Annotated in this window: 14 protein-coding genes; 6 read left to right on the top strand and 8 right to left on the bottom strand. The window is 70.1% G+C overall.

Annotated elements, in window-relative coordinates; translation table 11 throughout:
- Window positions 1-16: 16 nt before the first annotated feature.
- Both RIN75_RS28470 and RIN75_RS28475 read left to right on the top strand, forming a co-directional pair.
- Window positions 17-988, top strand: coding sequence for a hypothetical protein (locus RIN75_RS28470; protein WP_309115105.1), 972 nt, complete (start codon window positions 17-19; stop codon window positions 986-988).
- Window positions 989-1,334: 346 nt separating this feature from the next.
- Window positions 1,335-3,626 (top strand): FdhF/YdeP family oxidoreductase, encoded by a 2,292-nt coding sequence (locus RIN75_RS28475; RefSeq protein ID WP_309115106.1) that lies wholly within the window; start codon window positions 1,335-1,337, stop codon window positions 3,624-3,626.
- A 7-nt stretch (window positions 3,627-3,633) separates the two neighbouring features.
- Here the strand turns inward: RIN75_RS28475 and RIN75_RS28480 are convergent, their stop codons facing one another.
- Window positions 3,634-3,822, bottom strand: a complete 189-nt coding sequence (locus RIN75_RS28480) for a hypothetical protein (protein WP_309115107.1) — start codon at window positions 3,820-3,822, stop codon at window positions 3,634-3,636.
- 10 nt (window positions 3,823-3,832) lie between these two features.
- A complete protein-coding gene (locus RIN75_RS28485) occupies window positions 3,833-4,399 on the bottom strand; it encodes a helix-turn-helix domain-containing protein (RefSeq protein WP_309115108.1) in 567 nt (188 codons plus the stop codon).
- Between the two features lie 108 nt (window positions 4,400-4,507).
- On the opposite strand from RIN75_RS28485, the gene RIN75_RS28490 reads away from it, so the two are divergent.
- Complete coding sequence (locus RIN75_RS28490; protein WP_309115109.1) at window positions 4,508-5,023, top strand: hypothetical protein; 516 nt, start codon at window positions 4,508-4,510, stop codon at window positions 5,021-5,023.
- Here RIN75_RS28490 and RIN75_RS28495 read toward each other — a convergent pair.
- Together RIN75_RS28495 and RIN75_RS28500 are read right to left on the bottom strand one after the other, a co-directional pair.
- Entirely contained in the window at window positions 5,020-6,534 is a 1,515-nt protein-coding gene (locus tag RIN75_RS28495; RefSeq protein ID WP_309115110.1) for an NAD(P)/FAD-dependent oxidoreductase, read from the bottom strand. The genes RIN75_RS28490 and RIN75_RS28495 overlap by 4 nt on opposite strands.
- Before the next feature lie 110 nt (window positions 6,535-6,644).
- Complete coding sequence (locus RIN75_RS28500; protein ID WP_309115111.1) at window positions 6,645-7,967, bottom strand: OFA family MFS transporter; 1,323 nt, start codon at window positions 7,965-7,967, stop codon at window positions 6,645-6,647.
- Between the two features lie 67 nt (window positions 7,968-8,034).
- On the opposite strand from RIN75_RS28500, the gene fdhD reads away from it, so the two are divergent.
- Genes fdhD through RIN75_RS28515 form a run of 3 tightly spaced genes read left to right on the top strand, consistent with a single transcriptional unit; the run spans window position 8,035 to window position 11,067 of the window.
- The gene (gene fdhD, locus RIN75_RS28505) at window positions 8,035-8,955 is read left to right on the top strand and encodes a formate dehydrogenase accessory sulfurtransferase FdhD (protein ID WP_309115112.1); all 921 of its coding nucleotides are present in this window, start codon (window positions 8,035-8,037) and stop codon (window positions 8,953-8,955) included.
- A 44-nt stretch (window positions 8,956-8,999) separates the two neighbouring features.
- The gene (locus RIN75_RS28510; RefSeq protein WP_309115113.1) at window positions 9,000-10,148 is read left to right on the top strand and encodes a CaiB/BaiF CoA-transferase family protein; all 1,149 of its coding nucleotides are present in this window, start codon (window positions 9,000-9,002) and stop codon (window positions 10,146-10,148) included.
- Window positions 10,149-10,206: 58 nt separating this feature from the next.
- Window positions 10,207-11,067, top strand: a complete 861-nt coding sequence (locus tag RIN75_RS28515) for an alpha/beta hydrolase-fold protein (protein WP_309115114.1) — start codon at window positions 10,207-10,209, stop codon at window positions 11,065-11,067.
- Between the two features lie 4 nt (window positions 11,068-11,071).
- Here RIN75_RS28515 and RIN75_RS28520 read toward each other — a convergent pair whose 3' ends face one another.
- The 4 genes from RIN75_RS28520 to RIN75_RS28535 form a co-directional block, all read right to left on the bottom strand.
- Entirely contained in the window at window positions 11,072-11,659 is a 588-nt protein-coding gene (locus tag RIN75_RS28520; protein ID WP_309115115.1) for an alpha/beta hydrolase, read from the bottom strand.
- Window positions 11,656-12,936 carry an ATP-dependent Clp protease ATP-binding subunit ClpX gene (gene clpX, locus RIN75_RS28525; protein ID WP_309115116.1) on the bottom strand — a complete coding sequence of 427 codons (1,281 nt, stop codon included), beginning with the start codon at window positions 12,934-12,936 and terminating at the stop codon, window positions 11,656-11,658. The genes RIN75_RS28520 and clpX overlap by 4 nt, the downstream gene beginning before the upstream one ends.
- A gap of 206 nt (window positions 12,937-13,142) precedes the next feature.
- Window positions 13,143-13,769, bottom strand: coding sequence for an ATP-dependent Clp protease proteolytic subunit (locus RIN75_RS28530; RefSeq protein WP_121222304.1), 627 nt, complete (start codon window positions 13,767-13,769; stop codon window positions 13,143-13,145).
- Between the two features lie 31 nt (window positions 13,770-13,800).
- Window positions 13,801-14,379 carry an ATP-dependent Clp protease proteolytic subunit gene (locus RIN75_RS28535; RefSeq protein WP_309115122.1) on the bottom strand — a complete coding sequence of 193 codons (579 nt, stop codon included), beginning with the start codon at window positions 14,377-14,379 and terminating at the stop codon, window positions 13,801-13,803.
- Between the last annotated feature and the right edge of the window lie 14 nt (window positions 14,380-14,393).

Genomic DNA, 14,393 nt, shown 5'->3' on the forward strand with positions numbered 1-14,393 from the left:
GACATGAGGGGCGCACGTGGACATCGGCGACATCGACAACCACCCTGACCTGCGGGACGAGAAGTGGATCAGGGACGCCAACCGCCGGGCGCGGCGCGAGATCCGCCGGAGGCGGCGGAAGGCCCGGTGGCGAGCGCGCAGCGGGAAGGTCGTCTCGGCGGTCGCGCTGGTGGCCATCGCGGCCCTGCTGTTCGGGCTGTACCGGCAGGGCGTGCTCGGCTTCGGCGAGGCCGGCAACACCGCGGCGGCACCCACCACGACCGGCAAGGTCGCGCCCGTGGCGCGGGTGGACCCGGAGCGGCCGTTCGAGGGGACGCCGGCGGCGGGCTGGGCGGACGGCGCGGCCGGGATCGTGGTGCCCGAGGCCCAGCCGGTGGGCGAGTTCTCCGCCGAGCAGGTCGCCGACGCCTACCAGCGGACGAAGGCGGCGCTCATCGCCTCCCGGCTGGACCGGAAGGCCGTCGAGGGCCACGACGTGTCCGCCTTCATCGACCTGTTCGCCGAAGACCAGCAGGAGCACCTGCGCACCGATTTCGACGGGACGCACGACCCGGAGGTGAGCATCGTGGTGACCCGAATCGCCAAGGGGCAGCAGTTGCTGCCCGTCGAGCCCAAGGTGAGCGGGACGATGCGGGCCGAGGCCGGCGAGGAGGGCGAACTGGTCGTCCGCACCAACTACGTGGTGGCCTACGCGTTCGCCACCGCGCTGCCCGTCGTGGACCCGATGGAGATCGTCTCGGTGGTGCGTGTGGAGGCGGACTACCTGGTCCGGTCCGGCAACCGGTTCCGACCGGCCAGCCGGGGCCTGTGGCGGGGCGCGATGAAGGGCTTCAACTACTCGATCGCCTGCGAGGCGTCCAAGACGGGCTTCATCGCCCCCTGGATCACGGAGGTCGCCCGCCGGTCCGGCGACCCGGCCGAGCACGAGCGCGAGTACTACTTCGACCACACGAAACCGCTGGGCACGGAGGACGGGTGCCCGGACTGAGGCCGTCACCCGTTCGGCCGATGCCGGGCCTTGTGGCGCCGCTCACAATTGACGTTGATCAACCGGTTCGCGGCCGGGAGCGACGCCGGATTCACGGGCCGTTCTCAACCCCTTGGGGCCCGTGACAGCGGTCCCGCGTCACCCGGCGGCCACGGTCGATCGCGGTAGGCGCTGGTGCGCTCGCGCGGGGCGCGCCAGCGCTCGCGCGGCCCGCGGCGAGGCCACGTCGGCTTGTCGCGTCGATCGGAAAAGCTGATCGGTGGGAAAGCGACGCGATGAGCCCACTTTCAGGCGGCCTCGCCGCCGCGACGGAGTCGCGGCCATCAACACAGCGCACAATGACCGCATGAGCAAGCCTCCTCCCCAGCAGGACGTCGACGAGTCCCAGCTCGAGGTCACCGGACCCAAGACGTGGGCGGCCGGGTTGCCCGGTGTCGCCGTGTCGCTCAAGCGCGGGGTCGAGCAGATGGGGGTCGGGCGGACGGTCACCACGCTCCGGCTGCTCAACCAGCGCGAGGGCTTCGACTGCCCGGGCTGCGCCTGGCCCGAGCCGCAGGGGCACCGCAAGCTCGCCGAGTTCTGCGAGAACGGGGCCAAGGCGGTCGCCGAGGAGGCCACCCGGCGGCGCGTCGGGCCGGAGTTCTTCGCTGCGCACCCGGTGGCGGAGCTGGCCGAGAAGACCGACTACTGGCTGGGGCAGCAGGGCCGGCTCACCGAACCGATGGTGCTGCGCGAGGGCGGCACCCACTACGAGCCCATCTCCTGGGCGGACGCGTTCTCACTGGTCGCTTCCCGGCTCAACGGCCTGGCCGGCCCGGACGAGGCTGTCTTCTACACGTCCGGGCGCACCAGCAACGAGGCCGCGTTCCTCTACCAGTTGTTCGTGCGGTCGTTCGGCACGAACAACCTGCCGGACTGCTCCAACATGTGCCACGAGTCCTCCGGCGCCGCGCTGTCCGAGACCACGGGCATCGGCAAGGGCTCGGTGAGCATCGACGACTTCGCCCGCGCCGACCTGATCGTGGTGGTGGGCCAGAACCCCGGCACCAACCACCCCCGGATGCTGTCCGCGCTGGAGGACGCCAAGAAGGCGGGCGCGAAGGTCGTCGCGGTCAACCCGCTGCCCGAGGCCGGGCTGCTGAGGTTCAAGAACCCGCAGAACGTGCGCGGGCTCGTCGGCACCGGAACGCAACTGGCCGACGAGTTCCTGCAGATCCGGCTGGGCGGCGACCAGGCGCTGTTCCAGGCCGTGGGCAACCTGCTGCTGTCGTGGGACGCGGTGGACCGGCCGTTCGTGGAGGGCTTCACCGACGGGTTCGAGGCGTACGCGGCGCACGTCCGGGGGCTGGACTGGGACGCCGTGGACGTGGCCACCGGGCTGCCCCGCGCCCAGGTCGAGCTGCTGGCGCGGATGCTGGCGTCCTCGGAGCGCACGATCTTCTGCTGGGCCATGGGGTTGACCCAGCACAAGCACGCCGTGGCGACCATCAAGGAGATCGCCAACGTGGCCCTGCTGCGCGGGATGATCGGCAAGCCGGGGGCGGGGTTGTGCCCGGTGCGCGGCCACTCGAACGTCCAGGGCGACCGGACCATGGGCATCTGGGAGAAGATGCCGGAGAAGTTCCTGTCCGCGCTGGAGACCGAGTTCGAGATCGAGGTGCCGCGCAAGCACGGGTTCGACACCGTCGACTCGATCCGCGCGATGCGGGACGGCAGGGCCAAAGTGTTCTTCGCGGTGGGCGGGAACTTCGTCGCGGCCACCCCGGACACGGCGGTCACCGAACGGGCCATGCGGTCGTGCGACCTGACGGTGCACGTGTCGACCAAGCTGAACCGGTCGCACGTGGTGCACGGGCGGGAGGCGTTGATCCTGCCCACGCTGGGGCGCACGGAGAGCGACCTCCAGCACACCGGCGAGCAGTTCGTGACGGTCGAGGACTCGATGTCCGTGGTGCACCGGTCGCGCGGGCGGCTGGAGCCTGCGTCGGAGTTCCTGCTGTCCGAGGTGTCGATCGTGTGCCGGCTGGCGCGGGCGGTGCTGGGGGCCGGGCACCCGGTGCCGTGGGAGGAGTTCGAGAAGGACTACGACCTGATCCGCGACCGGATCGCCCGGGTGGTGCCGGGGTGCGCGGACTACAACGCGCGGGTCCGGCAGCCGGACGGTTTCGTGCTGCCCCACGCGCCCCGCGACGCCCGCGAGTTCACCGGGACGCGGAGCGGGAAGGCGCACTTCACGGCCAGTGAGCTGACCGTGCTGCGGGTGCCGCCGGGGCGGTTGTTGTTGCAGACCATGCGCAGCCACGACCAGTACAACACGACCATCTACGGGTTGGACGACCGGTATCGCGGGGTCAAGGACGGCCGGCGGGTGGTGTTCGTCAGCCCGGCCGACCTGGACGAGCTGGCGCTGGCGGACGGTGACTTCGTGGACGTGGTCAGCGAGTGGCCGGAGGACCCGACGGGCGTGTTCGAGCGGCGGGCGGAGCGGTTCCGGGTGGTGTCTTACCCGACGGCCAAGGGGTGTGCGGCGGCGTACTTCCCGGAGGCGAACCCGTTGGTGCCGTTGGACTCCACGGCGGAGAAGTCCGGGACGCCGACGTCGAAGTCGATCGTGGTGCGGTTGGAGAAGTTGGGGTAGCGGCGGGTCATGCCGGGCGTCGTCGCCACGCGAAGGCGATTGAGGCGACCAACCGGCGGTCGTCGCGGGCCACGGTCCAGTCCAGCTTGAGCGTGCCGGAGAGCAGGTGGAGGCGGCGGCGGGTCAGGCGGTGGCGGTGGGCCGTGGCCTGGTCTTCGCGCATCCGTTGGTGTGCCACGAAAAGTAAGTCGTGCATGGTCTTCCCCCTAGTCGCGTTGCGGTGACACCGTGGTGGAGAGCAGGAAGCGGACCGGCCGGGCGCCCTCGGGCCGGGCGGACTCGTCGTCGTTGCGCTCGCTGTAGCGGCCGATGATCGCGAGGACCTCGGTGGTGATCTCCTGCAGTTCTTCGGCGGTCAGGAACTCCAGCCGGCCGTTGAGCGCCAAGGCCTCCCGCCACTCGGCGGGCTCCAGGGACTTGCGCCGGTTCGCGGCGCGGATCTCGGCGAACTCGTGCTCCAGGAAGGCCTCGCTCGCCGCCTCCCCCGCCAGGGCCGTCTCGACGTCGACGCCCTCGCCCGACCAACGCTGCATGTGCTGGACGAGCCGCCACGGCTTCTGCTTGCCCTTCACCCCCGGCACCTCGGCCACGAAGCCGTACTTGGCCAGCGTGTTGAGGTGGTACGAGCAACTGGCGACGCTCTCCCCGGTCGCCTCCGCGCACTGCGTGGCCGTGCGCGGTCCCTCGGTACCCAAAAGCATGATCAGCTTCCACCGGAACGGGTGAGCGAGCGCCCGAAGGGCCTTGGGATCTCTGATCAGGTCGTCGGCCACCACACCACCGTACGCGTATCAAGAAGTCTTTAGCAAGGGTCATTGCTAAAGACTTCTTGCTATAGCGCCCAGGGTAACGCCGGCGTCCGTCCGGGCGAACCTCCGGGCATGAAGAAGGCACTGGTGGCCGCGGTCGGCCTGCTCGGTCTCGTCGGCTGCACGGCCACCCCGGTCCCCACCCCGCCCCAGCCGACCACCGCACCACCCTCCGCCTCGACGACCGCGGCCGAAGCGGCCCCCGGTGGCCTCGACTGCTCGAAGGCGCCGGAGGAGGTGGTCGGCGCGGCGCTTCAGCTCAACCTCGTGCACCCCAAGCAGACCGTGAACCAGAACGTCGTCGTCTGCCAGTACGAAGGCGGCGGCGTCGACACGATGGTCCGCTTCCAGACCGAGTCGGACGCGGACGCCTTCGCCCGGGGCAAGAAGGGCTTCACCGACAGCGGACAGCGGGTCACCGACCTCGGCGGGTTCTTCGACGAGGCCTACACCAGCACGCTCGGCGCGGGCGAGGTCGTGCAGAACACGCTCGTGGCGCGCAAGGGTGACATCGAGATCCTGGTGACCTCCGCCGCCAACTTCGAGCAGGAGAAGAAGCTCGTCACCGAGCTGTTCGGCAGGCTCTAACGCTCAAGAACCGCCATGGCCGCGTTGTGGCCGCCGATCCCGCTCACCCCGCCGCCCCGACGCGCACCGGCACCGCAGACGAACAGGTTCGCCACCTCGGTCTCCACGCCCCACCGACCGACCTCGTCCGCCGCCTCCGCGAACGGCCACGCCAGGTCACCGTGGAAGATGTTGCCGCGCGGCAACCCCAGTTCGGCTTCCAGGTCGAGCGGGGAACGGGCCTCCAGGCACGGGTTGCCCTCGGCGTCACGGGCCAGGCAGTCCTCGATCGGCTCCTCCAGGTGCTCGTTGAGCGCCTTCAGGTACCGGGACACGAGCTGGTCGCGGGTGGTGTCGTCCGGGACGAGGCTCGCCGGGGTGTGCAGGCCGAACAGGGTGAGGGTGTGCCAGCCCTTCTCGACCAGCTCCGGGGCGAGGATCGACGGGTCGGTCAGGGTGTGGCAGTACATCTCCGCCGGCAGCACGTCGGGGACCTTGCCCTCGACCGTCTGCCGGTACGCGGATTCGAGCTGGCTGTAGGACTCGTCGAGGTGCAGGGTGCCGGCGAACGCCTGGGTCGGGTCGACGCCGGACCGCAGCCGGGGCAGGCGTTCCAGCAGCATGTTGACCTTGAGCTGGGCGCCCTCGGCGGCCTCGGGCCCGGGCTGACCGCGCAACGCGTTCAGGGTCGACGTGGACACGTTGGAGAGCACGAACCGGGTGCCCACCGTCCGGCCGTCGAACTCGACCTCGGCGGTCTTGCCGTCAACGTCCACTCTGGACACCTCAGCCCCGGTGACGATCTCGGCACCGGCTTCCCGTGCGGCACGTTCGAGTTCGGCGGTGACCGCGCCCATCCCACCGGCGGGCACCTTCCACTCCCCCGTGCCGTTGCCGATCACGTGGTACAGGAAGCACCGGTTGGCGCGCAGGTCGTGCAGTGACGTGTGGGTGCCGATGAGGGCATCGGTGGCCACCACGCCGCGCACGATGTCACTGGCGAACAACTCCTCCAGGGTCTCCCCCAGCGGACGTTCGAACACCTGCTCCCACAACCGCATCCGGGCCACGGCGTCCACGCGGATGCGGGCGTGGTCGCGGGACACCAAGGGCTCCAAGAGGGTCGGTGACAGCGCGCCGGCCAGCAGTTCCAGGTCGGCGTACCAGCGCTGCCAGCGCTCGAACTCCGCGTCGGAACCGGTCAGGGCGCGGAACGAGTCGGCGGTCGCCTGGCCCGGCGTGCGCTCCACCAGGAGATCACCCGCCGGGGTGTAGGAGGACACGGCCCGGGAGCGCAGGTCGACGCGGAGACCCAGGTCGGTGACGATGCGGTCGGGCAGCAGGCTCACCAGGTAGGAGTAGCGCGACAGGCGGGCCGGGACGCCGGCGAACACCTGTTCGCTGACGGCCGCGCCACCCACGTGGTCGAGCTTCTCCACCACCAGCACCGACCGGCCGGCCCGGGCCAGGTACGCCGCGGCGACCAGGCCGTTGTGCCCGCCGCCGACCACCACCACGTCGTAGGAGTCCACCCGACGACCCTAGCCGGTGAACAGCGCGGTCACCTTGCGGATCAACTCCACGAGGCCGTAGGTGAGCGGCAGGCCCACCCACAGCCACGCCAACACGACCAGGGCGCGTTTCACCGGGCCACCTCCGCCAGTTCCGGCTCGTGGTGCTTCGCCGCCACCGGCCGCACGAGTTCGTTGGCGACGAAGCCCGCGGCCAGCAGCGCGATCATGATGTAGAGGGACGTCGTGTACAGGTCGGGTCCGGTCTTGCCGGCCGCCTTCTGGCTGTCGGCGATGGCGTTGACGATCAACGGCCCGAGGACACCGGCCAGCGACCACGCGGTGAGCAGCCGACCGTGGATCGCGCCGACCTGGTAGGTGCCGAACAAGTCCTTGAGGTAGGCCGGGATCGTCGCGAAACCGCCGCCGTAGAAGGACAGGATCAGCATGGCGCACAGGACGAACAGCACCTTGGACTCGTTGCCCGCCAACGCCAGGACCAGGTACGTCAGCGCGCCCACACCGAGGTACAGCCGGTAGATGTTCTTTCGCCCCACCAGGTCCGAAGTGGACGACCACGTGATCCGGCCCGCCATGTTGGCCAACGACAGCAAGGCGACGAAACCGGCCGCCGCGCCGGCCGCGACCGGGGTCGAGGTCTCCGCGAAGAAGTCCCGGATCATCGGCGACGCCTTTTCCAGGATGCCGATGCCGGCGGTGACGTTGAAGCACAGCACGACCCACAGGCACCAGAACTGGGGCGTGCGCAGGGCGTTGCGGGCCGAGACGTTGACGACCGAACGGGTCACCCGCTGCTCCACCACGGTCGGCGGCACGCGGATGAGCAGCACTCCCACCGACATGAACACCGCGTACACGACACCGTGGACGAGGAACGTCTGGGCGATGCCGCTGTGGTCCTTGCCGAACGACTCCAGCATCTGCGCCGACCACGGCGAGGCGATCAGCGCGCCGCCGCCGAACCCCATGATGGCGATGCCGGTCGCCATCCCCGGCCGGTCCGGGAACCACTTGATCAGCGTCGACACCGGCGAGATGTACCCGATGCCCAGGCCGACGCCGCCGACGAACCCGTAGCCCAGCACCACCAGCCAGTACTGCTGCGTCCACGCGCCCAGCGCCGAGATCAGGAAGCCGGACGAGAAGCAGGTGGCGGAGACGAACATCGCCCAGCGCGGCCCGTTGCGCTCGACGAGCGTGCCGCCGAACGCCGCCGACAGGCCCAGCATGACGATCCCGAGCTGGAACGGGAGCGCGCTCTGGGTGCCGGACAGGTCCAAGGCGCCCTCCAGGGGCGGCTTGAAGACGCTCCACGCGTACGCCTGCCCGATCGCCAGGTGCACCGACAGCGCCGCGGGCGGCACCAGCCAGCGGTTCCAGTCCGGTGGGGCGACGGTCCGAGAGCGGTCGAGGAAGCCCACCCGGGAACCCATTGGCCGACACCTCCGTAACCTGGTTGGTGGCTCACGCCGAAACTTAGCGTCGGGAAGGAGTTCCACGATGGGGCGAGTCACCGTCCGTCGCCCAGTGGTCACGTATTCGCGACGAACGCACCGGACGCGGGTCGATTCGCTGGCCGCCGAGGAGCCGTTGGAGCTGCGCGTGGGAGGCACGGCGTTGACCGTGACCATGCGCACACCCGGCCACGACGTCGAGCTGGCGCACGGGTTCCTGCTGAGCGAAGGCGTGATCGGGGGTCTGGCGGACGTGTCGGTGGCCCGGTTCTGCGAGGGCACCGGGCCGGACGGGCTGAACACGTACAACGTGCTGGACGTGGCGCTGGCCGACCACGTCCCGCCGCCGCAGACCGGGGTGGAGCGGAACTTCTACACGACGTCGTCGTGCGGGGTGTGCGGCAAGGCGGCGCTGGACGCGGTGAAGCTCAAGACCCGCTTCTCCCCCGCCCGCGACGACGTCCGGGTGGACGTGGACGTGCTGGGCGGGCTGCCGGACGCGCTGCGGGCCAAGCAGAAGGTGTTCTCGTCGACGGGCGGGTTGCACGCGGCCGGGCTGTTCACCGGGTCTGGTGACGCCCTGGTGGTGCGGGAGGACGTCGGGCGGCACAACGCGGTGGACAAGGTGCTGGGGTGGGCGGTCCTGAACAACCGGGTGCCGCTGGCCGGGACAGTGCTCATGGTGTCCGGGCGGGCGTCGTTCGAACTGGTCCAGAAGGCGGCCATGGCCGGCGTGCCGGTGCTGGCGGCAGTCTCCGCGCCTTCTTCCTTGGCTGTTGAACTGGCCGATGAGCAGGGAGTGACCCTGGTGGGCTTCCTGCGCGGGGACTCCATGAACGTCTACTCGCACCACGAACGGATCACCGCTGTGTTGGATGGCCGCGACTCCGTCGCGGCGGCGAGGCCGCCCGAAAGTCGCCAGGTCGACCCTCGTTCAAGCGCGAACGAAAGGCGTGATCGCGCTTGAACGAGGGTCGACCTACCGACGCGGCCTCGCGACCGCTCGACGGAGTGCTGGTCGTCAGCCTCGAACAAGCCGTTGCCGTGCCGTACGCGACCAGGTTGCTGGCCGACCTGGGCGCGCGGGTGGTCAAGGTGGAGCGGCCCGACGGCGGTGACTTCGCCCGCCACTACGACCACGCCTGCGGGGACGTCTCGTCGTACTTCGCGTGGACCAACGCGGGCAAGGAGTCGCTGACGCTCGACCTCAAGCACCCGGCCGGGCGCGAGGTCCTGGCCAGGCTCGTGAGCAGCGCGGACGTCGTCCTGTGCAACCTGTCGCCGGGCGCGGCGCGTCGCATCGGTGTGGACGCCGCCACGCTTCGCGCGCAGCACCCGACGCTGGTCGTCGGCGAGCTGTCCGGTTACGGCGACGCCGGTCCGTACGCCGAGCGCAAGGCGTACGACGCGCTCGTGCAGTCCGAGGCGGGTCTGGTGGAACTCACCGGGGAGGGTGACGTCACGGCCCGCGCCGGCATCTCCGTGGCCGACATCGCCGCCGGTGTGCAACTCCAGTCCGCCGTGCTCGCGGCCCTGCTGCACCGCGCCCGCACGGGTGAGGGGGCGACGCTGCGGTTGTCGCTGTTCGAGGCGATGGCCGAGTGGATGCACCAGCCGATGCTGTACGCGGCGGGCACCGGGCGGGCCGCCCCGCGCACCGGCGCGCACCACCCCAGCATCGCCCCGTACGGGCCGTTCGCCTGCCGCGACGGCGCGGTCCACCTGGCCGTGCAGAACGACCCGCAGTGGCGGCGGCTGTGCGCCGTGCTGGGCCGGCCGGACCTGGCCGACGACCCGCGCTTCACCACGGTCAGCCGCCGCGTCGAGCACCGCCCCGCCCTGCACGCCGAACTGGACTTCACCGCTTGGGCCGCAGCGGACCTGCTCAAGGCGCTGGACGACGCCGACGTGCCCGCGGCCCGGACTCGAAGCGTCGCCGAACTCCCCGACCACCCGCAGTTGGTGGCCCGCGACCGGGGCGTGCGGGTGGCCGTGCCGGGTGGCGAGGTGGGCATGTTGCGGCCGTCGGTGGACTCCTCGGCGTGGGTCGCCTCACCCGGGGCTGTGCCCGCGTTGGGCGAGCACACCGACCACGTCCTGCGCACGCTCGGTTACACGGAAGCGCAGATCACGGACCTCCGATTGCGGAAAGCGGTCTAGGCGAAACACCCGACCGGTCGCCGGCGATGGGTCATGGGGGAATTCGCTGGAGGGGGACATGGTCAGCAGGCGCACTGTGCTCGGCGCGCTCGGGGTCACCGGGCTCGCGGCGGCGGGTCTGGCGCTCAACGGCAAGGCACCGGCGGGTGAGGCGCTGCGGCACGCGCTGGGCGTGGCGGGACCCGTGCCGGTGCCGAAGCGGGCCGTGGTGAAGGTCGACCGGGTGTTCTCGCGTCAGCGGGGCCGCGAGGTCGGCCTGCTCACCCTGGTCCCGCCGGGCGTCGACACGCGTGGTCTGCCCATGTCGGTCCTGCTGCACGGGCGGTACGGCAGCGCCGGGTACGCGGCCGTCGGTGGTCTGCCCGAGGCGCTGGTGTCGGCCGTGTCGAGAGGGTCTGTTCCCCCGTTCGGCTTCGTCGCGGTGGACGGCGGCGACCACTACTGGCACGAGAACGTCCCGGGCGACGACCCGTTGGGGATGTTGCTGGAGGAGATCCCGGGGTGGCTGTCCGAACGCGGCTTCGGACCGGTGTTCGCGGCCACGGGCGTGTCGATGGGTGGTTTCGGGACGCTGCTCTACGCCAGGCGGAGGCACGAGCGTCGAGAGCCGCTCAAGGCGGTTGCGACCATGGCTCCAGCGCTGATGACGTCGTGGGACGAGATGAGCAAGCGGAACGCGTTCGACGACGAGGCCGAGTGGGCGTCCTTGGATCCGCTGCGCAACGTCGACAAGCACGGGCCGGTGCCGTTGGGCGTGTGGGTCGGTGACAAGGACTGGTTCATCGAGGGAACGCGGCGGTTCATCGCGGCGATCAAGCCCGCAGTGGCCGTGATCGTGCCTGGTGGCGGGCATGACGACTCGACCTATCGCAAGGTCGTGCCCGACGTGGTCCGCTTCCTGGGTCGCCGCGTCGGCTGAGGTCTCAGCGGGGCGTCAGCGGGGTGCGGTCGCTGCGGACCCACTTCAGGACTGCGGGCCATGGGCCGTAATCGGCTGCCACGTTCAGGTGACCGCCGCCCACGATGACGTCCAGGTCCAGGCGCAGCGCCTCCGCCAGCTCCTTGCCCTGCGCCAAGGTGCAGTACTCGTCGCCCTCGCCCAGCACCAGGCGGGTGGAGGCGGCGGCGCGGCGGACCAGGGTCGGGTCCAGGGGCGGGTTCAGGAAGTCCGCGATCGCCGGCTCGTCCCGGAAGTCCGGGAACACCGGGGCGACCAGCAGCACCCGGTCCACCCGCAGGGCCGGGTCGAAGTCGCCGGCCGCGTGGTGCAGCCACAGCAGGCACGCGAGCGAGTGGGCGAGGACCACCCGTTCACCCTCCCGGGGAGCGGCCGCGAGGTGTTCGCGCAGCTCGGCGAGCCACACCGCGAGGCGTGGCTCATCCGGGAGGGTGAACTGGGGCACGTCCACCTGGCCACCGTGGTGGGCGAGTTCGCCCGCCAGCCAGTTCTGCCAGTGCGTCGGCCCGGAACCGCCCAGGCCGTGCAGGATGAGCGTGTACGGGAGGCTCACGCCGACTTCTCGCGACGCTCCCGGCGGGACGGCTGCCGGGCCACGATGGTCGGGTTCACGTTCTCCTTCACCGTCTGCTCGGTGATGACCACCTTGGCGACGTCCGACCGGCTCGGGATGTCGTACATCACCGGCAGCAGGACTTCCTCCATGATCGCCCGCAGGCCGCGGGCGCCGGTGCCGCGCAGGATGGCCTGGTCGGCCACGGCCTCCATGGCGGTCCGGGTGAACTCCAGCTCCACGCCGTCCATCTCGAACAGCTTCTGGTACTGCTTGACCAGGGCGTTCTTCGGCTCGGTGAGGATGCGGACCAGCGAGTCCTTGTCCAGGTTGGTGACGCTGGCCACCATCGGCAGGCGCCCGATGAACTCGGGGATCAGGCCGAACTTGATCAGGTCCTCGGGCATCGACTCGGCGAAGTAGTCCGCCGCGTCGACCTCGGCCTTCGTGCGCACCTCGGCGCCGAAGCCCAGGCCGCGCTTGCCGATCCGGTCCTGGATGATCTTCTCCAGACCCGCGAACGCGCCCGCCACGATGAACAGCACGTTCGTGGTGTCGATCTGGATGAACTCCTGGTGGGGGTGCTTCCGGCCGCCCTGCGGCGGCACGGAGGCTGTTGTGCCCTCCAGTATCTTCAGCAGCGCCTGCTGCACGCCCTCGCCGGACACGTCCCGGGTGATCGACGGATTTTCACTCTTTCGAGCGATCTTGTCGACCTCGTCGATGTAGATGATGCCGGTCTCGGCCCGCTTGACGTCGTAGTCCGCCGCCTGGATGAGCTTGAGCAGGATGTTCTCGACGTCCTCGCCCACGTAGCCCGCCTCGGTGAGCGCCGTGGCGTCCGCGATGGCGAACGGGACGTTGAGCATCTTGGCCAGCGTCTGGGCCAGGTAGGTCTTGCCGCAGCCAGTGGGGCCGAGCATGAGGATGTTCGACTTGGCCAGTTCCACGCCGTCGTCGCGGCCCTCACGCCCGCGGTCACCCGCCTGGATGCGCTTGTAGTGGTTGTAGACCGCCACCGAGAGCGTCCGCTTGGCCTCGTCCTGGCCAATCACGTACTGGTCGAGGAACTCGTGGATCTCGGCGGGCTTCGGCAGCTCGTCGAGCTTCACGTCGCCGGCTTCCGCCAGCTCTTCCTCGATGATCTCGTTGCAGAGGTCGATGCACTCATCGCAGATGTAGACACCGGGGCCGGCGATGAGTTTTTTCACCTGCTTCTGGCTCTTCCCGCAAAAAGAGCACTTCAGCAGGTCGCCGCCGTCACCGATACGCGCCATGACCGCTGACCTCTGTCCCCTCCGGCGCACGACCTGGTGAAGTGCGCCTGACTGCTGTTCGGCTTACGCCCGCCGGCTGCGGGGTCAACCCGTTCCCCTCGACGGTACCTGGCCCACCCGCCTGTGCGGGAGGACCAGCGTGCCCCCGACACCCCGAACCACCCGGTATCCCTGGTCGGCTCGGCGTGTCGGGCGACACGCGGGACTCACTTGGCGGAGAGCTTCCGGTACGGCAGGACGCTGTCCACGATGCCGTAGTCCTTGGCCTCTTCGGCGGTGAGGATCTTGTCGCGTTCGATGTCCGTGCGCACCTGTTCGGGCGTGCGGCTGGTGTGCTTGGCCAGCGTGGTCTCCAGCAGCCGGCGGACGCGCTGGATCTCGTTGGACTGGATCTCCAGGTCCGACACCTGGCCGTACACGCCCTCGGTGGCCGGCTGGTGGATCAGGATCCGCGAGTTCGGCAGCGCGTGCCGCTTGCCCGGGGTGCCCGCCGCGAGCAGCACGGCGGCGGCCGAGGCGGCCTGGCCCAGGCAGTAGGTCTGGATGTCCGGGCGGACGAACTGCATGGTGTCGTAGATGGCCATCAGCGAGGTGAACGAGCCACCCGGCGAGTTGATGTACATCAGGATGTCGCGGTCCGGGTCCTCGGACTCCAGCACCAGCAGCTGGGCCATCACGTCGTTGGCCGACGCGTCGTCCACCTGCACGCCGAGGAAGATGATGCGCTCCTCGAACAGCTTGTTGTAGGGGTTGGACTCCTTGATGCCGTAGCTGGTGCGCTCGACGAACGACGGGAGCACGTACCGGGACTGCGGCGCGTGGAACTGGCTCACTTGGTCTCTCCTGGTCGGTGTGCTCGCCGGGTCAGTTGGTGTTGGCCTGGCTGGCGCGGGTGATCACCTTGTCCACGAAGCCGTACTCCAGGGCCTCCTGGGCGGTGAACCAGCGGTCGCGGTCGGAGTCCGCGATGATCCGCTCCACCGGCTGACCGGTGTGCTCGGCGATCAGCTCGGCCATCTCCCGCTTGGTGCGGGTGAGCATGTCCGCCTGGATGGCGATGTCGGCCGCGGTGCCGCCGACGCCCGCCGAGGGCTGGTGCATGAGGATGCGGGCGTGCGGCAGCGCGTGCCGCTTGCCGGGGGTGCCCGCGGAGAGCAGGAACTGGCCCATGGAGGCCGCGAGGCCCATGGCGTAGGTCGCCACGTCGGGCTCGATGAGCTGCATGGTGTCGAAGATCGCCATGCCCGCGGTCACCGAGCCGCCGGGCGAGTTGATGTAGAGCGTGATGTCCTTCTCGGGGTCCTCGGCCGCGAGGAGGAGCAGCTGTGCCGTGATCTGGTTGGCGATGCCCTCTTCGACCTGCGACCCCAGCACGATGATCCGCTCGCGGAGCAGGCGCTCGTAGACCGAGTCGTTGAGGTTCATCCCCGTGGCCGACCGCATCTCGGGCGTCGGGA

The sequence above is a fragment of the Saccharothrix sp. genome (assembly GCF_031180885.1).
Classification (GTDB): domain Bacteria; phylum Actinomycetota; class Actinomycetes; order Mycobacteriales; family Pseudonocardiaceae; genus Actinosynnema.

Excerpts from the sequence above, each read along its gene's own strand:
- RIN75_RS28475 (WP_309115106.1), top strand. The coding sequence starts at position 1,335 with ATGAGCAAGCCTCCTCCCCAGCAGGACGTCGACGAGTCCCAGCTCGAG.
- RIN75_RS28480 (WP_309115107.1), bottom strand. The coding sequence starts at position 3,822 with ATGCACGACTTACTTTTCGTGGCACACCAACGGATGCGCGAAGACCAG.
- RIN75_RS28490 (WP_309115109.1), top strand. The coding sequence starts at position 4,508 with ATGAAGAAGGCACTGGTGGCCGCGGTCGGCCTGCTCGGTCTCGTCGGC.
- RIN75_RS28500 (WP_309115111.1), bottom strand. The coding sequence starts at position 7,967 with ATGGGTTCCCGGGTGGGCTTCCTCGACCGCTCTCGGACCGTCGCCCCA.
- fdhD (WP_309115112.1), top strand. The coding sequence starts at position 8,035 with ATGGGGCGAGTCACCGTCCGTCGCCCAGTGGTCACGTATTCGCGACGA.
- RIN75_RS28515 (WP_309115114.1), top strand. The coding sequence starts at position 10,207 with ATGGTCAGCAGGCGCACTGTGCTCGGCGCGCTCGGGGTCACCGGGCTC.
- clpX (WP_309115116.1), bottom strand. The coding sequence starts at position 12,936 with ATGGCGCGTATCGGTGACGGCGGCGACCTGCTGAAGTGCTCTTTTTGC.
- RIN75_RS28535 (WP_309115122.1), bottom strand. The coding sequence starts at position 14,379 with ATGCGGTCGGCCACGGGGATGAACCTCAACGACTCGGTCTACGAGCGC.